The organism is Catellatospora sp. NPDC049609, from assembly GCF_040675365.1.
Taxonomy (GTDB): Bacteria; Actinomycetota; Actinomycetes; order Mycobacteriales; family Micromonosporaceae; genus Catellatospora.
Genome location: NZ_JBFAOU010000138.1, coordinates 1 through 21,888 on the forward strand (window position 1 = coordinate 1; position 21,888 = coordinate 21,888).

The 21,888-nt window shown below is 69.6% G+C and carries 15 protein-coding genes and 1 pseudogene; 13 read left to right on the plus strand and 3 right to left on the minus strand.

The window, feature by feature from the left end; translation table 11 throughout:
* Window positions 1–240: 240 nt before the first annotated feature.
* Both AB0J67_RS29185 and AB0J67_RS29190 read right to left on the minus strand, forming a co-directional pair.
* A complete protein-coding gene (locus tag AB0J67_RS29185) occupies window positions 241–618 on the minus strand; it encodes a GntR family transcriptional regulator (protein ID WP_363486779.1) in 378 nt (125 codons plus the stop codon).
* A complete protein-coding gene (locus tag AB0J67_RS29190) occupies window positions 615–1,397 on the minus strand; it encodes a hypothetical protein (RefSeq protein WP_363486781.1) in 783 nt (260 codons plus the stop codon). Before AB0J67_RS29190 ends, AB0J67_RS29185 begins: the two co-directional genes overlap by 4 nt.
* A gap of 369 nt (window positions 1,398–1,766) precedes the next feature.
* Between AB0J67_RS29190 and rplJ the strand changes: the two genes are divergently transcribed.
* From rplJ to tuf, 10 genes and pseudogenes are all read left to right on the plus strand, one after another.
* Entirely contained in the window at window positions 1,767–2,303 is a 537-nt protein-coding gene (gene rplJ, locus AB0J67_RS29195) for a 50S ribosomal protein L10 (RefSeq protein ID WP_203741761.1), read from the plus strand.
* A gap of 79 nt (window positions 2,304–2,382) precedes the next feature.
* Complete coding sequence (gene rplL, locus AB0J67_RS29200; RefSeq protein ID WP_363486783.1) at window positions 2,383–2,766, plus strand: 50S ribosomal protein L7/L12; 384 nt, start codon at window positions 2,383–2,385, stop codon at window positions 2,764–2,766.
* Between the two features lie 428 nt (window positions 2,767–3,194).
* A complete protein-coding gene (locus AB0J67_RS29205; protein WP_363486785.1) occupies window positions 3,195–6,626 on the plus strand; it encodes a DNA-directed RNA polymerase subunit beta in 3,432 nt (1,143 codons plus the stop codon).
* Between the two features lie 94 nt (window positions 6,627–6,720).
* Complete coding sequence (locus AB0J67_RS29210; protein WP_363486787.1) at window positions 6,721–10,611, plus strand: DNA-directed RNA polymerase subunit beta'; 3,891 nt, start codon at window positions 6,721–6,723, stop codon at window positions 10,609–10,611.
* A 44-nt stretch (window positions 10,612–10,655) separates the two neighbouring features.
* Window positions 10,656–11,027 carry a hypothetical protein gene (locus tag AB0J67_RS29215; RefSeq protein WP_363486789.1) on the plus strand — a complete coding sequence of 124 codons (372 nt, stop codon included), beginning with the start codon at window positions 10,656–10,658 and terminating at the stop codon, window positions 11,025–11,027.
* A 53-nt stretch (window positions 11,028–11,080) separates the two neighbouring features.
* Window positions 11,081–11,986, plus strand: a complete 906-nt coding sequence (locus AB0J67_RS29220) for a hypothetical protein (RefSeq protein ID WP_363486791.1) — start codon at window positions 11,081–11,083, stop codon at window positions 11,984–11,986.
* A 963-nt stretch (window positions 11,987–12,949) separates the two neighbouring features.
* Window positions 12,950–13,333 carry a 30S ribosomal protein S12 gene (gene rpsL, locus AB0J67_RS29225; protein ID WP_120317147.1) on the plus strand — a complete coding sequence of 128 codons (384 nt, stop codon included), beginning with the start codon at window positions 12,950–12,952 and terminating at the stop codon, window positions 13,331–13,333.
* A complete protein-coding gene (gene rpsG, locus AB0J67_RS29230; protein WP_203741749.1) occupies window positions 13,333–13,803 on the plus strand; it encodes a 30S ribosomal protein S7 in 471 nt (156 codons plus the stop codon). Before rpsL ends, rpsG begins: the two co-directional genes overlap by 1 nt.
* Before the next feature lie 87 nt (window positions 13,804–13,890).
* A complete protein-coding gene (gene fusA, locus AB0J67_RS29235; protein ID WP_363486794.1) occupies window positions 13,891–15,987 on the plus strand; it encodes an elongation factor G in 2,097 nt (698 codons plus the stop codon).
* 155 nt (window positions 15,988–16,142) lie between these two features.
* Window positions 16,143–17,189 (plus strand): annotated as a pseudogene (gene tuf / locus AB0J67_RS29240) (elongation factor Tu); the annotation flags it as partial.
* Window positions 17,190–17,237: 48 nt separating this feature from the next.
* Here tuf and AB0J67_RS29245 read toward each other — a convergent pair.
* Window positions 17,238–19,580: a SpoIIE family protein phosphatase gene (locus AB0J67_RS29245; RefSeq protein WP_363486796.1), complete on the minus strand. Its 2,343-nt coding sequence runs from the start codon at window positions 19,578–19,580 to the stop codon at window positions 17,238–17,240.
* 146 nt (window positions 19,581–19,726) lie between these two features.
* On the opposite strand from AB0J67_RS29245, the gene AB0J67_RS29250 reads away from it, so the two are divergent.
* From AB0J67_RS29250 to AB0J67_RS29260, 3 genes are all read left to right on the plus strand, one after another.
* On the plus strand, window positions 19,727–20,041 hold the full coding sequence (locus AB0J67_RS29250) for an STAS domain-containing protein (RefSeq protein WP_363486798.1): 315 nt from the start codon (window positions 19,727–19,729) through the stop codon (window positions 20,039–20,041).
* A gap of 87 nt (window positions 20,042–20,128) precedes the next feature.
* A complete protein-coding gene (locus tag AB0J67_RS29255) occupies window positions 20,129–20,881 on the plus strand; it encodes an ATP-binding protein (protein ID WP_363486800.1) in 753 nt (250 codons plus the stop codon).
* A 188-nt stretch (window positions 20,882–21,069) separates the two neighbouring features.
* Window positions 21,070–21,843 carry a SigB/SigF/SigG family RNA polymerase sigma factor gene (locus AB0J67_RS29260; RefSeq protein WP_363486802.1) on the plus strand — a complete coding sequence of 258 codons (774 nt, stop codon included), beginning with the start codon at window positions 21,070–21,072 and terminating at the stop codon, window positions 21,841–21,843.
* Window positions 21,844–21,888: the final 45 nt, after the last annotated feature.

The window sequence follows — 21,888 nt, forward strand, 5'->3', positions numbered from 1 at the left end:
GCAGCGTGCAGGCGGCCAGCAGCACCCAGGCGGGCAGCGTGAACAGCAGGTACCGGGACAGCATCATGTTGATCACCGGACTTTCCCGACCCGAACCACCGATCTCCACCCGATCCGCCGCCCGCTCCCGGGCGGGCTCGGTGGCGAAGATCGCCGTTTGCGGTCGGGAACTGCAGTGTGACTTCACTTTCCGACCAGAACCTGCGATCTCCGCCCGCCGCCCGCGGGTGGGGTTGTGGATCAGTCGAGGGCGGCGTGGATTGCGGCCAGGAGTTCCTCGTCGGTGGCCGCCAGCCGGCGGCCCGCCCTGACGTAGGCCTCCGCGTGCTCGGCCAGCGCCTCCCGCCGGTCCGCCGGGGCGAGCGGCGGGGCTGCCGCCACCCGGGTGCCCGCGCCGCGCCCGGTGGTCACCAGCCCCGCGGCCTCCAGTTCCTGGTACGCCCGCGCGACGGTCCCCGCGGCCAGGCCGAGATCTCCGGCGAGCTGCCGCACCGATGGCAGGCGTTCGTCGGGTCGCAGCACGCCGATCCGGATCAGCTCGGCGATCTGCTGCCTGACCTGCTCGAACGGCGGCACCGCCGAGCGGGGATCGAGCCGGACCGAGGGCTCGCCGCTCACGCCTGCGCCCTGACGGCCCGAGGCTCAGCCGCCGCCCCCGCCGGATCCGACGGCACTGCTGGATCCGACGCCGCCGAGTCCGAGGCCCCCCGATCCGAGGGGGTCGCGCCGGCCAGCACGGCGCCGAACCGGATCAGCAGGACCAGGCCGGTCCCGCCGGCGAGGGCGAGCAGGTAGCCCAGGCTCTGCGACTGGATCAGCGGACCGCCCGCGCTGCGCCAGTCGAGCTGGGCGCCCGCGTACCAGAACGCGCATGCGGTGAACACCGCGGTGAACAGGGTCGCGCACGCGGCGGCGAGCGTGCGGACGGTGCCCCGGCGCCACTGCTCGTCGGCGGTGCGCTGCCGCTCGTCCGCACCCCGCTGCGGGGTGCGGACCACGGCCCGGACGGCGATCGCGGCCAGCAGGAGCACGGTGCCCAGGGTGGCCAGTGTCGGCAGCAGGCTGACCGGTGCCGCGGTGCCGAAGGCGCGGATCTCGCCGCCGGGCCGGTCGGGGGTGGGGAAGATCGCGAACACGCCCAGCGCGGCAGTGATGGCGGCGACCGTCTTCGCCGCGTCGCGCGGGACGTAGTCGCGTACCCGCCGGTCCCGCAGGCTGGCCGCGCCCCGCCCGGTGACCGTCCGCGGCGTGGCCAGCTGGCCCGCCAGCACGCCGACGGTGAAGGTGAGGCCAAGCGCCACCGTGGCGAGGTCGAAGTACGAGGTCTGCGCGAGCGCGAAGGCCAGGCCCACGCCGATGGCGAGCCCTGCCATCCGGCAGCGTCCGGCGATGGTCATCGTTCCCCCTTGTATCGAGTTGTTGGTACAAGGAAACGCCGCGAGCGCTACTTGTGTCAATAGCTTGGTACAAGCTGCGTCACACCACCCCGATTTGGCGGGCGTCCACCAGGTCACGTATCGTTCTCGGCAACAGTTCCACCCAAAGACCGCTGGTCATCTGATCCGGAGCTCTCCGGAACACGATCGAAGGCCCCGTCGCTCGGCAACGAGCGGGACACGGGCGGCCCGCGCAGGGAAGAACGGTGAGCCTGCGGCCCTGTGCCGTGTGAAGCCCCGTGCGCCCTGCGCCGGGGCGTTTTCGTTTCCCTCCCGCTGTCGGGTTCCGGGTCCGGCGAGACCAGCCTGGAGTACGAGAGAGGAGGGGACATGGCGGACAAGATCCGTGCCGACAAGGCCGGCACTGTCGCGGAGCTCAAGGAGCGCTTCCAGAACTCGGGCGCCGTGGTGCTCACCGAGTACCGCGGTCTCACCGTGAAGCAGCTCACTGACCTGCGTCGTTCCATGGGCGGTGCCGAGTACACCGTTGCCAAGAACACGCTTGCCAAGCGCGCCGCGACCGACGCCGGTCTGACCGGTCTCGACGCTCTGTTCACCGGTCCTACCGCGCTCGCCTTCGTCTCCGGCGATGTCGTCGAGGCCGCGAAGGGCCTGAAGGAGTTCGCGAAGGCGAACCCCCTGCTCGTCATCAAGGGCGGGGTCTTCGAGGGCAAGGCGATCACGGCGGCCGACGTCGCCAAGCTTGCCGACCTCGAGTCCCGCGAGGTGCTGCTGGCCAAGCTGGCCGGCGCGATGAAGGCGAGCATGAGCAACGCCGCGGCGCTCTTCCAGGCCCCGCTGGCCAAGGCCGTCCGCACGGCCGCCGCTCTGCAGGACAAGCGCGAGAAGGAGGGCGCCGACGCCTGACCGGCGTCGACGTCATCCGCACCACCTGCTCGCGGCGTCCTGCCGCGGCGTGTAGACCCAGTAAGAAAGGACGCCTGACATGGCGAAGCTGAGCACCACCGAGCTCCTTGACGCTTTCAAGGAGATGACCCTGATCGAGCTCTCCGAGTTCGTCAAGGAGTTCGAGAGCACGTTCGACGTGAAGGCCGCCGCTCCGGTTGCCGTCGCGGGCCCGGCTTCGGCCGCCGCCCCGGCCGAGGCCGAGGCCGAGAAGGACGAGTTCGACGTCGTCCTCGAGTCCGACGGTGGCAAGAAGATCCAGGTCATCAAGGTCGTGCGTGAGCTGACCGGCCTGGGCCTGAAGGAGGCCAAGGACGTGGTCGAGGCCGCGCCGAAGGCGATCCTGGAGAAGGTCAACAAGGACAACGCCGAGAAGGCCAAGGCCAAGCTCGAGGCCGAGGGCGCCAAGGTCACCCTCAAGTGACCTTGCGCTGACGTGCAGCGTGTCGAAGGGTGGGCATCCCGACAGGGAGCCCACCCTTTGCTTTATGCAGGTCAAACGCCCGTTGATACCAACTTGACGCAGTACCGGACACTGGAACCCGTCGCCGGGTCTTGACGTGAACGGCGACGCCAGGCAGTCTTTCTTCAGTACGACCTTCCGAGTTAGTAGCGGACAGGGTGCGGAGCGTGGTGACACCGATCTGAAGGTGGTCTCGAGCACGTTCTGCGAAAGCCTGCCGTGGGACTCGACAGCGGTCTGTGCTTCGGCTACACTGCTAGTTTGCGCTGCCCTTCGACTTTTCCCCTGCCCGGATTGCCGGATTGTCTGTGACGATCGGATCTGGACCAGGGGTCGTCGGGATGCTCGCGTAACGGCCGTTGCACCACCGGTCCTCGGAAGGACGTATCTTGGCAGCCTCCCGCCCTGCGAAGACCAGTCGATCGTCGAGCGCGTTCGCTCCTCGCCGGATCTCCTTTGGCAGGATTACCGAACACCTCGAAGTGCCCAACCTGCTCGCTATCCAAACCGAGTCCTTTGACTGGCTTGTCGGCAATGAGTCCTGGCAGTCCCGTTCGTCGGCTCTCGCCGACGCCCGTTCGGGCCTCGCGGAGATCCTCGAGGAGATCAGCCCGATCGAGGACTTCTCCGGCACCATGTCGCTCAGCTTCTCCGACCCTCGCTTCGACGAGGTCAAGGCCTCCATCGAGGAGTGCAAGGAGAAGGACCTCACCTACTGCGCGCCGCTGTTCGTGACCGCGGAGTTCACCAACAACTCGACTGGCGAGATCAAGAGCCAGACCGTGTTCATGGGTGACTTCCCGATGATGACGCCGAAGGGCACCTTCATCATCAACGGCACCGAGCGCATCGTGGTCAGCCAGCTTGTCCGCTCCCCGGGCGTGTACTTCGCCAAGGAGCCGGACAAGACCTCCGACCGCGACCTCTCCAGCGTCAAGGTCATCCCCAGCCGGGGTGCCTGGCTGGAGTTCGACATCGACAAGCGCGACACCGTCGGCGTCCGCATCGACCGCAAGCGCCGGCAGGCCGTCACCGTCCTGCTGAAGGCGATCGGCTGGACCAACGACCAGATCCGCGAGCGCTTCGCGTGGTCCGAGCTGCTGATGACGACCCTCGAGAAGGACCACATCGCTGGTCAGGACGAGGCGCTGCTCGACATCTACCGCAAGCTGCGCCCTGGCGAGCCGCCGACGCGCGAGAACGCCCAGACCCTGCTCGACAACCTCTTCTTCAACCCGAAGCGGTACGACGTCGCCAAGGTCGGGCGCTACAAGTTCAACAAGAAGCTCGAGCTCGACATCCCGATCACCACCGGGACGCTGACCGAGGACGACATCGTCGCCACCGTGGAGTACCTTGCCCGCCTGCACGCGGGCGAGGAGGGCTACGAGGCCGACGACATCGACCACTTCGGCAACCGCCGCCTGCGCACCGTGGGTGAGCTGATCCAGAACCAGGTTCGGGTCGGCCTCTCCCGCATGGAGCGCGTCGTGCGCGAGCGCATGACCACGCAGGACGTCGAGGCGATCACGCCGCAGACCCTGATCAACATCCGCCCGGTGGTGGCGGCGATCAAGGAGTTCTTCGGCACGTCGCAGCTGTCGCAGTTCATGGACCAGACCAACCCGCTCGCGGGTCTGACCCACCGTCGCCGCCTGTCGGCGCTCGGCCCGGGTGGTCTGTCGCGTGACCGCGCCGGCTTCGAGGTCCGTGACGTGCACCCGTCGCACTACGGCCGGATGTGCCCGATCGAGACGCCGGAAGGCCCGAACATCGGTCTGATCGGCGCCCTGTCGACGTTCGCGCGGGTCAACCCGTTCGGCTTCGTCGAGACGCCGTACCGCAAGGTCGTCGACGGCAAGGTCACCGACCAGATCGACTACCTGACCGCGGACGAGGAGGACCGGTTCGTCAAGGCGCAGGCCAACGCCGTGCTCATGGGCGACGGCTCCTTCGCCGAGGACCGCGTGCTGGTCCGCCGTAAGGGCGGTGAGGTCGACTACGTGCCGCCGGCACAGGTCGACTACATGGACGTGTCGCCGCGGCAGATGGTCTCCGTGGCCACCGCGATGATCCCGTTCCTCGAGCACGACGACGCCAACCGCGCGCTCATGGGCGCGAACATGCAGCGTCAGGCGGTGCCGCTGGTCAAGGCCGAGGCCCCGCTGGTCGGCACGGGTATGGAGTACCGTGCCGCGACCGACGCCGGCGACGTGGTCGTGGCCGAGGTCGGCGGCGTGGTCGAGGACCTGTGCGCGGACTACATCACCGTGCACCAGGACGACGGCTTCCGCCGGACCTACCTGCTGCACAAGTTCCGCCGGTCGAACTCGGGTTCCTGCGTGAACCAGAAGCCGGTGGTGCTGGAGGGTGCCCGCGTCGAGGCCGGTCAGGTCATCGCCGACGGCCCCTGCACCGACAACGGTGAGATGGCGCTCGGCCGCAACCTGCTGGTCGCCTTCATGCCGTGGGAGGGCCACAACTACGAGGACGCGATCATCCTGTCCCAGCGTCTGGTGCAGGAGGACGTGCTCACCTCGATCCACATCGAGGAGCACGAGGTCGACGCCCGCGACACCAAGCTGGGCCCGGAGGAGATCACCCGCGACATCCCGAACGTCAGCGAGGAGATGCTGGCGGACCTGGACGAGCGGGGCATCATCCGGATCGGCGCCGAGGTCGTGCCGGGCGACATCCTGGTCGGCAAGGTCACGCCCAAGGGCGAGACCGAGCTGACCCCGGAGGAGCGGCTGCTCCGCGCGATCTTCGGTGAGAAGGCGCGCGAGGTCCGCGACACCTCGCTGAAGGTGCCGCACGGCGAGACCGGCACGGTCATCGGCGTGCGCACGTTCTCCCGCGAGGACGGCGACGAGCTGCCCCCGGGCGTCAACGAGCTGGTCCGCGTGTACGTCGCCCAGAAGCGCAAGATCCAGGACGGTGACAAGCTCGCCGGCCGCCACGGCAACAAGGGTGTCATCTCCAAGATCCTTCCGGTCGAGGACATGCCGTTCCTCGAGGACGGCACCCCGGTCGACATCGTGCTCAACCCGCTGGGCGTGCCCGGTCGAATGAACATCGGCCAGGTTCTCGAGGTCCACCTGGGCTGGGTCGCGAAGACCGGCTGGAAGGTCGCGGGCGAGGACGCCGAGTGGAAGAAGGCGCTGCGCTCGATCGGCGCGCACGAGGCCGAGGCCAACACGAACGTGGCCACCCCGGTCTTCGACGGCGCGCACGACGACGAGATCGCCGGTCTGCTCGGCAGCACCCTGCCCAACCGTGACGGCCTGCAGCTGATCGGCGAGTCGGGCAAGGCCAAGCTGTTCGACGGCCGGTCCGGTGAGCCGCTGCCGGACCCGATCTCGGTCGGCTACATGTACATCCTGAAGCTGAACCACCTGGTCGACGACAAGATCCACGCTCGGTCGACCGGTCCGTACTCGATGATCACGCAGCAGCCGCTGGGTGGTAAGGCCCAGTTCGGTGGCCAGCGCTTCGGTGAGATGGAGTGCTGGGCGATGCAGGCCTACGGCGCCGCGTACGCGCTGCAGGAGCTGCTGACGATCAAGTCCGACGACGTGCTGGGCCGCGTGAAGGTCTACGAGGCCATCGTCAAGGGCGAGAACATCCCCGAGCCGGGCATCCCGGAGTCGTTCAAGGTGCTGCTCAAGGAGCTCCAGTCGCTGTGCCTGAACGTCGAGGTGCTGTCCAGCGACGGTGTGGCGCTCGAGATGCGCGAGACCGACGACGAGGTGTTCCGGGCGGCGGAGGAGCTCGGTATCGATCTGTCCCGGCGGGAGCCGAGCAGCGTCGAGGAAGTCTGATGTAAAAGGCGTCCTCCGCGCGCTCCGGCGTGTGGAGGACGCCTCCGCCATCAACTGACACTGATGAAGACACGAGCAAAGAGGGAAATACAACGTGCTCGACGTTAACTTCTTCGATGAGCTTCGGATCGGCCTGGCGGGCGCGGAAGACATCCGGCGCTGGTCGCACGGCGAGGTCAAGAAGCCCGAGACCATCAACTACCGCACCCTGAAGCCCGAGAAGGACGGACTCTTCTGCGAGAAGATCTTCGGTCCGCAGCGGGACTGGGAGTGCTACTGCGGCAAGTACAAGCGGGTCCGCTTCAAGGGCATCGTCTGTGAGCGCTGCGGCGTCGAGGTGACCCGTTCCAAGGTGCGTCGTGAGCGGATGGGCCACATCGAGCTCGCCGCCGCGGTCACCCACATCTGGTACTTCAAGGGCGTGCCGAGCCGGCTGGGCTACCTGCTGGACCTCGCGCCCAAGGACCTCGAGAAGATCATTTACTTCGCCTCGTACGTGATCACGAGCGTGGACGCCGAGGCGCGTCACCGCGACATGACCACGGTCGAGAACGAGATCTTCGCCGAGAAGCGGCAGGCCGAGAACGCCCGCGACGCCGAGATCGAGAAGCGCGCGGTCAAGCTCGAGGCCGACCTGGCCGAGCTGGAGGCCGAGGGCGCCAAGGCCGACGTGCGCCGCAAGGTCAAGGAGGCCGGCGAGCGCGAGATGCGCCAGATCCGCGACAAGGCGCAGCGCGAGATCGACCGCCTGGACGAGGTGCTGGACACGTTCCGCAAGCTCGACGCCAAGCAGCTGGTCACCGACGAGCTGCTCTACCGCGAGCTGCGCGACCGGTTCGGCGAGTACTTCACCGGCGGCATGGGCGCCGAGGCCATCAAGGCCCTCGTGCAGAACATGGACCTCGAGGCCGAGGCCGAGTTCCTGCGCGAGACGATCCGCTCGGGCAAGGGGCAGCGCAAGCTGCGCGCGCTCAAGCGGCTCAAGGTCGTGGCCGCGTTCCTGGCCACCGGCAACTCGCCGCTGGGCATGGTGCTCGACTGCGTCCCGGTCATCCCGCCGGACCTGCGCCCGATGGTGCAGCTCGACGGTGGCCGCTTCGCGACGTCGGACCTGAACGACCTGTACCGCCGGGTCATCAACCGCAACAACCGCCTCAAGCGTCTGATCGACCTCGGCGCGCCCGAGATCATCGTGAACAACGAGAAGCGGATGCTGCAGGAGGCCGTCGACGCGCTGTTCGACAACGGCCGCCGTGGCCGGCCGGTGACCGGTCCGGGCAACCGCCCGCTCAAGTCGCTGTCCGACATGCTCAAGGGCAAGCAGGGCCGGTTCCGCCAGAACCTGCTCGGCAAGCGCGTGGACTACTCCGGTCGTTCCGTGATCGTCGTGGGTCCGCGGCTGAAGCTGCACCAGTGCGGTCTGCCCAAGCAGATGGCGCTGGAGCTGTTCAAGCCGTTCGTGATGAAGCGGCTGGTCGACCTGAACCACGCCCAGAACATCAAGTCCGCCAAGCGCATGGTCGAGCGTCAGCGCCCGGTCGTGTGGGACGTGCTGGAAGAGGTCATCACCGAGCACCCGGTGCTGCTCAACCGCGCGCCCACGCTGCACCGGCTGGGCATCCAGGCGTTCGAGCCGCAGCTGGTCGAGGGCAAGGCCATCCAGATCCACCCGCTCGTCTGCACCGCGTTCAACGCGGACTTCGACGGTGACCAGATGGCGGTGCACGTGCCGCTGTCCGCCGAGGCCCAGGCCGAGGCGCGGATCCTGATGCTGTCCAGCAACAACATCCTCAAGCCGGCCGACGGCAAGCCGGTGACCATGCCCACCCAGGACATGATCATCGGGCTGTACCACCTGACCCACAAGCGCACCGGCATGGTGGGCGAGGGCCGGGTGTTCAGCTCCGAGGCCGAGGCGATGATGGCCTTCGACAACGGCGAGCTGCACCTGCAGGCGCCGGTGCGGATCCGCCTCAAGGGCGTCACCTCGGTCGACAACGGCCCGGGCGCCGAGGCGTGGACCGCGCCGGAGGAGTGGGAGCAGGGCGAGGCGCTGCTGCTCGACACCACGCTGGGCCGGGTCCTGTTCAACGAGACCCTGCCGGTGGGCTACCGCTTCGTCAACCACGAGGTCCGCAAGGGCCAGCTCTCGGGCATCGTGAACGACCTGGCCGAGCGCTACCCCAAGGTCGCCCTGGCGGCGACGCTGGACGCGCTGAAGGAGGCCGGCTTCCACTGGGCCACCTGGTCCGGCGTCACCATCGGCATGGAGGACGTCATCTCGCCGCCGCGCAAGGGCCAGATCCTTGAGCGGTACGAGAAGGAGGCCGAGCGCTTCGACAAGCAGTACCAGCGTGGTCTGATGACCGCCGAGGAGCGTCGCGGCGAGCTGATCGAGCTGTGGACCAAGGCGACCAACGAGGTGGCCAAGGAGCTGGAGACGGCGCTGCCGCTGGAGAACCCGCTGTGGCGCATGATCCACTCCGGCGCGCGAGGCAACATGCTGCAGCTGCGTCAGATCGCGGCGATCCGTGGTCTGGTGGCCAACCCGAAGGGTGAGATCATCCCGCGGCCGATCAAGTCCTCGTACCGCGAGGGCCTGAGCGTGCTGGAGTACTTCATCTCCACGCACGGCGCCCGCAAGGGTCTGGCCGACACCGCGCTGCGTACCGCCGACTCGGGTTACCTGACCCGTCGTCTGGTGGACGTCTCGCAGGACGTGATCATCCGTGAGGACGACTGCGGCACCGACCGCGCGATCCCGATGCAGATCGGCACGCGCCACGACGGTGTGCTGTCGGTGCACGAGCACGCCGAGACCGGCGCGCACGCCCGCACCCTGGCCGAGGACATGTCCGACGCCAACGGCAACCTCGTCGCGGCGCGCGGCACCGACCTCAACTCGATCGTCGTCGACAAGCTGGTCAAGGCCGGCATCGAGGGCGTGCGGGTGCGGTCCGTGCTCACCTGCGAGAGCAAGCTGGGCGTCTGCGCGGCCTGCTACGGCCGCTCGCTGCCGACCGGCAAGCTGGTGGACGTCGGCGAGGCCGTCGGCATCATCGCGGCGCAGTCCATCGGTGAGCCCGGTACGCAGCTGACGATGCGTACCTTCCACACCGGTGGTGCGGCCTCGGGTGAGGACATCACCCAGGGTCTGCCGCGTGTCCAGGAGATCTTCGAGGCGCGTGTGCCCAAGGGCAAGGCGCCGATCGCGGACACTCCCGGCCGCATCCGCATCGAGGCCGGCGACCGGTCGAAGAAGATCATCATCGTGCCGGACGACGGTAGCGAGGAGATCGTCCACGACAAGATCTCGAACCGCGTGAAGCTGCGCGTGCACGACGGCGCCCACGTCGAGGTCGGCGAGAAGCTGACCGAGGGCACCATCGACCCGCACGAGCTGCTGCGCATCATGGGCCCGCGCGCGGTCCAGGTCCATCTGACCAACGAGGTCCAGGAGGTCTACCGCTCGCAGGGTGTGATGATCCACGACAAGCACATCGAGATCATCATCCGCCAGATGCTCAAGCGCGTGACGATCATCGACTCGGGCGCCACGGAGTTCCTGCCGGGTGTCCTGGTCGACCGGGCGCAGTTTGAGGGCGAGAACCGTCGCCTGGTCTCCGAGGGCGGCGAGCCCGCGGCCGGCCGTCCGGTGCTGATGGGTATCACCAAGGCGTCGCTGGCGACCGAGTCGTGGCTGTCGGCGGCCTCCTTCCAGGAGACCACCCGGGTGCTCACCGACGCGGCCATCAACGCGCGCAGTGACTCGCTCATCGGCCTCAAGGAGAACGTCATCATCGGCAAGCTCATCCCGGCGGGTACCGGCATCAGCAAGTACCGCAACGTCCGGGTGGAGCCGACCGAGGAGGCGAAGGCCAAGGTCTACTCGATGACCTCGTACGGCGAGACCGACTACGGCTTCGGCCCGGCGTCCGGTGTCGCGGTGCCGCTGGACGACTTCGACTTCGGGTCGTACCGGTAACCGTTCCTAGAGAACGTGGCGTCCCCCATGTCGTTGACCACGGCATGGGGGACGCCGTTTTTCTGTCCGCGGGCGGTCCGGCAGGCGCGGCGGCCCGCGATCCCGCCGACCCCGACCCGGTGGCCGACAGCAAGGCCACCGCGGCGTTCGGGCTCGGCCTGCTGGCCGCGGTGACCGGCCTGGCCGTCGGGGGCGTCGTGCCCGCCACGGTCGCGCTCGCGCTGGCCCGGCAGGCGCGGGCGGACCTGCGTACCGGCGAGGGCTGGCGCACCGGCGCGGGCCGGGTGCGCTGGGCGGAAGGGCTGGCCTGGCTGGGGCTGGCGCTGGCCGGGCTGAGCCTGCTCGCGCTGACCGTGTGGCTGTTCCTGCGCGGCGTACGCTTCGGCGACCAGGACTTCCCGCCGACCGTCGACTGAGCGCCGGTGCGGGCACGGGCGGAGCGTGGTGGGGACGTGGCAGGATCGGCGGCGTGACTCAGCAGCCTCCCGTGCCGCAGTGGCCCGCCATCCCGCCCACGGGCCAGCAGCCGCCCGCGCCGCAGTGGCCCACGGTGCCGGAGCCGGACCAGCCGTCGGCGACCCAGGCCGACCAGCCCCAGCCGGCCGTGGGTGGGCAGCACCCGGCACCGCAGTGGGGCCAGCCGGCGCCGCACGCGGACCAGCAGCCGCCGCAGTCGCAGTGGGGCCGGCCCCAGCCTGCTCAGCCGCTGCCGCAGTGGGGTCAGGCTCCGGGTGAGCCTGTGTCTCCCACGGGTCAGCAGTCCTCGCCGCCGCGGTGGGGTCAGGCTCCGTGGGGGGAGCCGGTGCCGCCCGCGGGGCAGCAGTCCTCGGCGCCGCACTGGGGTCAGGCTCCGCCGGTGCCGCCTGCGGGGCAGCCTTCGCCGCAGTGGCCTTCGGGGCCGCAGGCCGTTCAGCCGCAGCCGGGTCAGGCGGTGCCGCAGTGGCCGTCCGTGCCGGCTGCCGCCGGCCCCCGCCCGGTGAGCTACCCGCCGCCGGTGCGGGTCGAGGCCGTGCCGGGCACGCCGTTCGGGCTCGCGGTGCTGGGTGCGCCGAAGACGGCTTCCGGAGTGGCGGCGAGCTCGCTGGCGACGGGTATCGGCTCGGTGCTGGTGTCGCTGGTGGTGTGGTGCTTCGGGGCGGCCGGGGCGCAGCAGGGCTGGGGCGGACTGGTCGCGGGTGCTTTCGCGGTGCTCGCGATCCTGCTCGGGACGGCCGGCATCGTGCTGGGCTGGCTGGGTATGCGCCAGATCCGGCTGGCCGCGGGCGGGATGACCGGGCGCGGGGTGGCCATCACCGGTCTCGTCTGCGGCGCCGCAGGTTTCCTGCTGGCCGCGATGGGCCTGATCGCCGCAATCGCGCTGAGCGCAGGGGCCTGACCAGCCGCAACCGCGTCCGCTGGGCTCGCGCTTGCGTTGGCTCCGCGCCTGCGCTGGCGCAGTGGCGGTCGAAGATCGCCGGTTCGGGTCGGAACCTCTGGTCAGGCTTCACTTTCCGACCCGAGACTGCGATCTTCGTGCCGGGCGGCGGTGCTGGGCCTGTGCCGCAGGAGACGGGTGCCTGGTGGTCCGGTGGCGGGTGGGGTCGAAGATCGCCGGTTCGGGTCAGAACTTCTGGTCAGGCTTCACCTTCCGACCTCAGACGGCGATCTTCGTCTCGGATGGCGGTGCGGGGCCGTGTCGCAGGAGTCGGGTGTGCGGCGCCGCGGTTTCCGGGACCGCGTTGAAGATCGCTGGTTGGGGTCGGAAGGTGTGGTCAGGCTTCACTTTTTGACCTGAGACGGCGATCTTCGCCCGACGAGCGGCCCGACGGGCGGCCCGACGGGCGGCGGGGCGAGGGAGGGGAGGGGGGAGGGTGTGGGGCGGCTCCGGGGGAGAGCTGGCTCACGGTAGGGCATCCGGTTCAAAGCGTGGGAATCGACGAGGTAGACTGGCTGTCGGAGTTCGCGCCGACGGCGGGCTGGCAGTTCGGAACGACAGGTGTTCGCGCATCGATGCGCGGGTGGCGGTACCCCGTTTTGACCAGTGGGCCATCGGTTCGGTACTCTTTCCCCTCGTGCCCGGGCTTGCCCGGGCCCCTCGTGCGTGCGCCGACGCGGGGAGCTGGGCCACTGGTCCGGCAGCCGCAGCACCACGACAAAGACAGACTCCGACAGCTCGAGCGATCGAGCCGCCGGGCCCGTGTGCCGGACGACACGCCCGACCGCGGGGGTCGGTACACGTCCCGGATCAGTCCGTGACGGCGGCCGATCGCAGCAGTTCGGGCCGCATACGCGGCCAACGGCCACATAAGTTTCCGCGGCGAGGCCGCGGAGAGGAAGCAAAAGGGAGCGGAGAACACCGGTGCCCACAATCCAGCAGCTGGTCCGTAAGGGCCGCCAGGCGAAGACGAGCAAGACCAAGACGCCGGCGCTGAAGGGGAGCCCCCAGCGGCGCGGTGTGTGCACGCGTGTGTACACCACGACGCCCAAGAAGCCGAACTCGGCACTGCGGAAGGTCGCTCGCGTCAAGCTGAGCAGCCAGATCGAGGTCACCGCGTACATCCCGGGTGTCGGCCACAACCTGCAGGAGCACTCGATCGTGCTCGTCCGCGGCGGCCGTGTGAAGGACCTGCCCGGCGTGCGGTACAAGATCATTCGTGGTTCGCTGGACACCCAGGGTGTCCGCAACCGCAAGCAGGCACGTAGCCGCTACGGCGCGAAGCTGGTCAAGGAAGGGAAGAAGTAATGCCGCGTAAGGGCCCCGCGCCTCGTCGGCCGCTGAACGCCGATCCGGTTTACAGCTCGCCGCTGGTCACCCAGCTGGTCAACAAGATCCTGCTCAACGGCAAGCGTCAGCTGGCCGAGCGGGTCGTGTACGGCGCCCTCGAGGGCTGCCGTGAGAAGACCGGCACCGACCCGGTGGTGACGCTCAAGCGCGCCATGGACAACGTGAAGCCGACCCTCGAGGTCCGCAGCCGCCGTGTCGGTGGCGCGACCTACCAGGTGCCGGTCGAGGTCCGTCCGGCCCGCGCGACCACGCTGGGTCTGCGCTGGCTGGTGACCTACTCCCGCGCCCGTCGCGAGAAGACCATGGTCGAGCGCCTCATGAACGAGCTGCTCGACGCCAGCAACGGCCTCGGCGCCGCCGTCAAGCGGCGTGAGGACACGCACAAGATGGCCGAGTCGAACAAGGCCTTCGCGCACTACCGCTGGTGAACGTCGTGGAGCCGGGCCGATCCGTCGGTTCCGGCTCCACACCCTTGACTTTCCGGGACGTGAGTCCCACACCGAAAGGATCGTGAAGTGGCCGCCGTAGACGCCGCCCTCGCCAAGACCCGCAACATCGGCATCATGGCGCACATCGACGCCGGTAAGACCACCACCACCGAGCGGATCCTGTTCTACACCGGTATCACGCACAAGATCGGTGAGGTCCACGAGGGCGCTGCCGTCATGGACTGGATGGAGCAGGAGCAGGAGCGTGGTATCACCATCACCTCCGCTGCTACCAAGTGTGAGTGGAAGGGCCACACGATCCAGATCATCGACACGCCCGGCCACGTCGACTTCACGGTCGAGGTGGAGCGTTCGCTGCGCGTGCTCGACGGCGCGGTCGCGGTCTACGACGGTGTCGCCGGTGTGGAGCCGCAGACCGAGAACGTGTGGCGCCAGGCCGACAAGTACAACGTCCCGCGTATGTGCTTCGTCAACAAGCTGGACCGCACCGGCGCGGACTTCTTCCGCTGCGTCGACATGATGATCACCCGGCTCAACGCCACCCCGCTGGTGCTGCAGATCCCGATCGGTCTCGAGGGCGACCACATCGGTGTCGTGGACCTGCTGGGCATGCGCGCGCTGACCTGGCGCGGCGAGACCGCCAAGGGTGAGGACTACGCGGTCGAGGAGATCCCGGCCAACCTCACCGAGCAGGCCGACGAGTGGCGCACCAAGCTGCTCGAGACCCTGTCCGAGGCGGACGACGCGATCATGGAGAGCTACCTCGAGGGTGGCGAGTTCACGGTCGACGAGCTGAAGGCCGCGATCCGTCGCGCCACCATCGCCGGCAAGCTGAACCCGGTCGTCTGCGGCTCCGCGTTCAAGAACAAGGGCGTGCAGCCGATGCTGGACGCCGTCGTGGACTTCCTGCCGTCGCCGCTGGACATCCCGGCCATCGACGGCACGCTGATGGACGGGGAGACCCCGGTCGCGCGGCACGCCGACTCGACCGAGCCGTTCTCCGGCCTGGCCTTCAAGATCCAGACGGACAAGCACCTGGGCAAGCTGACCTACGTGCGCGTCTACTCGGGCACGCTGGACGCGGGCTCGCCGGTGATCAACTCGACCAAGGACCGCAAGGAGCGGGTCGGGAAGATCTACCAGATGCACGCCAACAAGCGTGAGGAGCGCTCGCAGGCGTTCGCCGGCGACATCATCGCGGTGCAGGGCCTCAAGCAGACCACCACGGGTGACACGCTGAGCGACCCGGCGAACCCGGTGATCCTCGAGTCGATGACCTTCCCGGACCCGGTCATCTCGGTGGCCATCGAGCCGAAGACGAAGGCCGACCAGGAGAAGCTGGGCACCGCGATCCAGAAGCTCGCCGAGGAGGACCCGACCTTCCGCGTGAAGCTCGACGAGGAGACCGGCCAGACGGTCATCTCCGGCATGGGCGAGCTCCACCTGGAGATCCTCGTCGACCGGATGAAGCGCGAGTTCAACGTCGAGGCCAACGTCGGCAAGCCGCAGGTGGCGTACCGCGAGACGATCCGCCGCGTGGTGGACAAGCTCGAGTACACCCACAAGAAGCAGACCGGTGGCTCGGGCCAGTACGCGAGCGTCATCATCGGCATCGAGCCGCTGCCGCTGGACGCCCCGGCGCAGTACGAGTTCGTCAACGCCGTCACGGGTGGCCGCATCCCGAAGGAGTTCATCCCTTCGATCGACGCCGGCGCCCAGGACGCGATGCAGTACGGCGTGCTCGCGGGCTACCCGCTGGTCGGCGTCAAGCTGACGCTGATCGACGGTAAGTACCACGAGGTCGACTCGTCGGAAATGGCGTTCAAGATCGCCGGTTCGATGGCGCTGAAGGAGGCGGCCCGCAAGGCCGACCCGGCGATCCTCGAGCCGATGATGGCGGTCGAGGTCGTCACCCCCGAGGACAACATGGGTGACGTCATCGGCGACCTGAACTCCCGCCGTGGCATCATCCAGGCGATGGAGGAGCGCAGCGGCGCCCGCGTCGTCCGTGCTCTGGTGCCGCTGTCGGAGATGTTCGGCTACGTCGGCGACCTGCGGTCGAAGACCCAGGGCCGGGCCAGCTACAGCATGGTATTCGACTCCTACGCCGAGGTTCCCGCGAACGTGGCGAAGGAGATCATCGCTAAGGCCACCGGAGAGTGACCGCGGTGGTGGCGCCGGTTTCGGCCGGCGCCACCACGGCCTAGCTCACCAGGCCTCAGCACAGCAACAAGCGCCGGCGAACCCGGCGGGCAAAGGTCCTAAGCGCCAGCTGGCGCCGTCGGGCGAACGAACCAACAGTCCACAGGAGGACACCAGTGGCGAAGGCGAAGTTCGAGCGGACTAAGCCGCACGTCAACATCGGCACCATTGGTCACATCGACCACGGTAAGACGACGCTGACGGCGGCCATCACTAAGGTCCTGCACGACAAGTTCCCGGCACTCAACCCGTACACCCCGTTCGACGAGATCGACAAGGCGCCGGAGGAGAAGGCTCGTGGTATCACGATCTCCATCGCGCACGTCGAGTACCAGACGGAGAACCGGCACTACGCGCACGTCGACTGCCCGGGTCACGCTGACTACATCAAGAACATGATCACCGGTGCCGCCCAGATGGACGGCGCGATCCTGGTGGTCGCCGCGACCGACGGCCCGATGCCGCAGACCCGCGAGCACGTGCTGCTGGCCCGTCAGGTCGGCGTTCCCTACATCGTCGTGGCGCTCAACAAGAGCGACATGGTCGACGACGAGGAGCTGCTGGACCTGGTCGAGCTCGAGGTCCGCGAGCTGCTGTCGAGCCAGGAGTACCCGGGTGACGACCTGCCGGTCGTCCGGGTCTCGGCGCTCAAGGCGCTCGAGGGCGACGCCAAGTGGTCCGAGGCGCTCATGGGCCTGATGGACGCGGTCGACACCGCGATCCCGCAGCCCGAGCGTGAGGTCGACAAGCCGTTCCTGATGCCGATCGAGGACGTCTTCACGATCACCGGTCGTGGCACCGTCGTCACCGGTCGCGCCGAGCGTGGCATCCTCAAGCCGAACGAGGAGGTCGAGATCGTCGGTATTCGCGAGAAGTCGATGAAGACCACCTGCACCGGCATCGAGATGTTCCGCAAGCTGCTCGATGAGGCCCGCGCGGGTGAGAACGTCGGTCTGCTGCTGCGTGGCATCAAGCGCGAGGACGTCGAGCGCGGCATGGTCGTGGTCAAGCCCGGCTCGACCACCCCGCACACGGAGTTCGAGGCGTCGGTCTACATCCTCTCCAAGGAGGAGGGCGGCCGCCACACCCCGTTCTTCCAGAACTACCGTCCGCAGTTCTACTTCCGGACCACCGACGTCACCGGTGTCGTCACGCTGCCCGAGCGGGGCCCGGCACGCGCGGGTGGTGCGTGAACGCCGGTTCGCGCGAGTTCAGGCGGGGATGTCGAGCACCAGCAGGCAGGCCTCGTCGTCGCGCTCGGGCGGGGTGAGCTGCCACAGCGAGGTGGTGCCGCCGTCGCGGTGTGCGGCGGCGACGCGCTTGCCGAAGTCGGCCAGCGGGTCGCGCTTGCGCTTGTGCAGCACGCCGTCGGTGAACGAGACGAAGCTGTCGCCCGGTTCCAGGCGCAGCGTGTGGGTGTCGAAGCGCTGGCCGTCGAGCAGGCCCAGCAGCGGCCCGGCCGGGTCGTCGACGACCGAGGCTGTGCCGCCGCGGACCAGCAGCGGCTGCAGGTGCCCGGCCGAGGCCCAGCGCAGTGTGGCGTCGGACGGCTGGTAGTGGCCGATGAGCAGGCTCGCGAGCGGCCCGTCCGGCGCCCGCATGATCATGCCGTTGACGATGCGCAGGATCTCGGCCGGCGCGGTGCCCGCCGCGCCGAGCGTCACCACGGGGAAGCGCAGCCGCACCACGGCCGCCGCGGCGACCAGTCCGGTGCCGAACGCGTCGCCGATGACGAACAGCAGCGAGCCGTCGTCGAGCCGCTCGGCGTCGCAGAAGTCGCCGCGCAGCTGCGTACGCGGGGAGGTGGCGGCGTAGTGGCGCCCGGTCACCCGGGCGCCTCGCACGTCAAGCTGGAGGTCGCGGCCGGGATAGAGCAGGCGGGTCAGGTTGGCGGTCAGCGACTGCTCGGAGGCGAGCTGGATCTGCCGGGACGCGGCCACGGTCTCGCTGCGGGTGAAGCGGTCCTCGGCGGCGGACTTCTCGCTGATGTCGTGCAGCACCAGCCGGATCAGCCGCACCTCGCCGTCGGCCAGGTCGGCCTCGGCGAACACCCGCACCGGGGTGGGGCCGTTCGGGGTGGTCAGCCGCAGGTCGGCCAGGTCCGGCCGGCCCTTGTCGAGCCCGGCCCGCAGCTCGCGGAACGCGGCCCGGTCGGCCGCGGTGAAGAACCCGGCGAACTTGTCCAGCGTGGTGGGACCGTGCGCGGGATCGCGGCCGACCAGGGCGTACATGCCCGGCGACCAGACCGCGTCACCGGCCCGCAGGTCCCACTCGCCCCAGCCGGAGCCGCTCAGCGTCTCCAGCCGGCCCATCCGCTCGTCGTTGCTGACCGCGTCGTCGATGCGCTCCCACGAGGCGAGCAGCGCGTCGCCGATCCGGGCGGCGCGGCGGTTCAGGATGACGCGCCGCGGCTTGCCGTTGACCAGGGCGTCCTCGGCGACGCCGAACCGGGCCAGCGGAGTGTCCTCGGCGAGCACCCGCAGGTAGGCGTCGAACACGCCGTTGACCCGCAGGCCCGGGTACACGTCGAGCAGGCGGCGGCCCACGGTGTTGCCGTCGGACTGGCGCACCCCGCGGTTCGCCGCCGTGATCACGAAGTCGGTGACCGCGCCGTGCTCGTCGTAGGTCGGGGTCAGCAGGTGGCTGTGGCCGCCCGCGACGTCGAGCGCCGTGGCGAGCCAGACGGGGATGCCCGTGACGCCGGTGTCGGCCGCCGCGTCCCACAGCCGGCGCAGCGCGCGCCCGGCGGCGGTGGCCAGGCGGTCCAGGTAGGCGAGGTCGGTGTCGGCGAACTCCCGCGGGTGGCCCCAGATCAGCGCCAGCGCGCCGACGGTGTGCTCACCGGCGGTCAGCGGATACACCACCCGGGCCACGCCCGGCCCGACCAGGACGAAGTCGTGCGGGCTGCGGCCGTCGAGCAGCAGCGGGCGGCCGGTGCGCAGCACGGTGCCGACGGTCGTGTTCAGGGAGCTGGGGGAGCGCCGCCACTCGCCGGCCACCTGGGCCGGCCAGCCGTGGCTGGCGATCAGGCGCACCGCGCCGTCGGGCTCGGCGGCGAAGACGGCGGCCACGCCACCGGGCGGGTCCTCCAGCCCCACCTCGACCAGGGCCTCGACCAGCGCGCCGAGGTCGGCGGCGCTGTCCAGGGCGGCCACGCAGCGCCGCAGCACGCGGGCGCGCGCCTGCGGCAGCGGCCGCTGCGGGTCCTGGTCCAGCCCGGCGCCGGTGCGCAGCTCCGCGGCAGTGCTCGCGGGCAGGGCGAGCTCCGGCGGTGCCGGCGGGTCCTGCGCCTGCACGGTGTCGGGCACGGTCGCGCCGACGAGATCGGCGGCGAGGTCGACCACGCTGATGTTCTGCCGCTGCGACATCGCCGACAGGTGCTTGAACGCGGTCTCCGGGTCACAGCTCAGCCGCTCCGCCAGCAGCCCCTTGGCCTGGTCGATCAGGCCCCGCGTGCGCATCGCCCGGCGCAGGCCGGACAGCTCGGACTCCAGCCGCTGCACGCGCGCGACCCAGTCGGAGTCCCCGGGGCGGTGCTCAGCGTGCCGTGCCATGATTCGTAGCCTGCCCATCGTCGCGAGCGCCGAAACGGAGATCGCACTATTGTCCGGTAGGTCGGTGACCGCGAGACCGGCGGGTGTGCGAAACGCGCCGGGCGTGCGTTAATGGAACTGTTCGTGGGCGGTGGAGGGATTTCCGGATGAACCGAGGTTTCGGTGTCGAGCGGGTTGTGGACGCCGACCGCCTCGTGGTCAAGGTGCGGGGCGAGATCGACCTCATGACCGCGGGGACGCTACGCGACGAGCTGGTCGACGCGGTCAAACAGTCCCCCGAGGTGATGGTCGATCTGTCCGAGGTCGGCTTTCTCGACTCGACCGGGGTCCGGTCGCTGTTCGACGCGTACCGTGCCGCGGGTGAGCTCGGCCACCGCTTCTACGTGTCCGGCGCCCGGCAGTGGGTCGCGAAGGTGCTGGACGTCACCGGTGTCGGCAAGCTGCTCGCCCCGCCGGCCTGAGCCGGGCCTGCCGAAGATGCCGTCGTTCGCCGGGTCGGATCCGAAAAAATCGTGGGCGCAGGCGTGGCCGCCATGCCGGAAGGGCACTTGAGTTCTATGTCCATGCTGGTGTGCCACGTCCGCAGGCAACAACCGTTCGCGGTGATCGCGATGGCGGGCACCCTCGACAAGGATACGTTGATCCAGGCCGGGGTGACGCTGTCGGACTGCCTTGCCGAGCAGCCGGAGGCGGTGGTGCTCGACCTGGGCGACACGCGCTGCGGTGACGAGCGCCTGCCCGCCTGGCTGCACCGGGCCGCGGTCGGGTCGGCCCGCTGGCCCGGCGCGCCGATCATCGTCGCGGCCCCGCCCTGCCCCATCCCAATCGACCACGACGGCATAGTCGTCTACGACACCCTGGCCGAGGCGGAGAAGGCCGCCGAGGCGCTGCCGGTGAACCCGCGCCGCGCGGTGACGCTGCCGCCGACGCCGGCCAGCTGCGCCCGCGCCCGCGACCTCGCGCAGCGGGCCTGCACCGCGTTCGGGCTGCCCCGGCTGGGCCAGCTCACCCAGCTGCTGGCGTCCGAGCTGACCGCCAACGCGGTCACCCACGCGCGCACCGAGATGGAGCTGACGCTGCGGCGCAGCGGGGAGTCGGTCATCGTGGCGGTCCGCGATGGCGATCCGCGCCTGCCGCACGAGCCCGGACCGGAGGACCGCGGGGCGGGCGTGGAGCTGGTCTCGGCCATGGCAACCGACTGGGGAAGCCTGCTGACCAGCGGCGGGAAGGTGGTCTGGGCACGCGCGTCGGTGGAGAAACCGGTGCGTGGCGGGCACCTCGAACCCCCTGCCGGGGCGTAGACTTGGCGTTGCCGCGCAAGCGGCATGACGTGGCCTGCGGGCCACGCCGGGCGCTCCAGCAGCAGGGCGCCGACCCGCCAGGACAAGCCGGCCGGCCCGTGCGGCGCACGGGCGACGCGATGCAGGCATTCGGCAGGTACATCAACATGGCAAACGCAAACGCCACGGTTTCATCCGAGACGTCCTCGTTGAGCGCGCTCGACGTGTTCGCGAGGTTCCAGGACCCTTTGCTGCTGCTCCATCGGCTTCCCGACGACGACGCTGGGCGGGCCAAGCTCCGTGACGAGATCATCTGCGGCTGCGCGCCGGTGGCGCGGCGGCTCGCGATGCGCTTCCGCAACCGCGGCGAGGACGTCGACGATCTCGTACAGGTGGCCATGATCGGCCTGATCAAGGCCGTCGACCGCTTCGAACCCGAGCGCGGGGTGCCCTTCGGCAATTACGTCATGCCGACGATGCTGGGCGAGATCAAGCGCTACTTCCGCGACCGGACGTGGACGCTGCACGTGCAGCGCTCGCTGCAGGAGCTGCACCTGGCGGTGTGCCGGGTCATCCCGGAGCTCAGCCAGAGCCTGCAGCGCACACCCACGGTCGAGGACATCGCCGAGCACCTCGGTGTCAGCGAGGACGACGTGCTGCGCGGCATGCGGTGCGCGTCGGCGTACACGGCCAGCTCGCTGAACGCGCCCGCGACCGCGGACGACAACGAGGGCCAGTTGCAGGACCTCATCGGCGAGTGCGACGGCGCCCTGGAGGCGCTGCCCGAGCGTGAGGCCCTGCGCCAGGCCATCGACACGCTACCCGAGCGCGAGCAGCGGATCCTGCGGATGCGCTTCGTCGACTGCATGACGCAGTCGGAGATCGCCGATCAGGTCGGCGTCTCGCAGATGCACGTCTCGCGGCTGCTGTCGCGGGCGTTCGACGTGCTCCGCGGGGAGCTCACCGCGTCCGACGCCGTGTGAGCCGCCGTGCCGTGCCGCCTGCCCGCGGGCAGGCGGGAGCCCGGG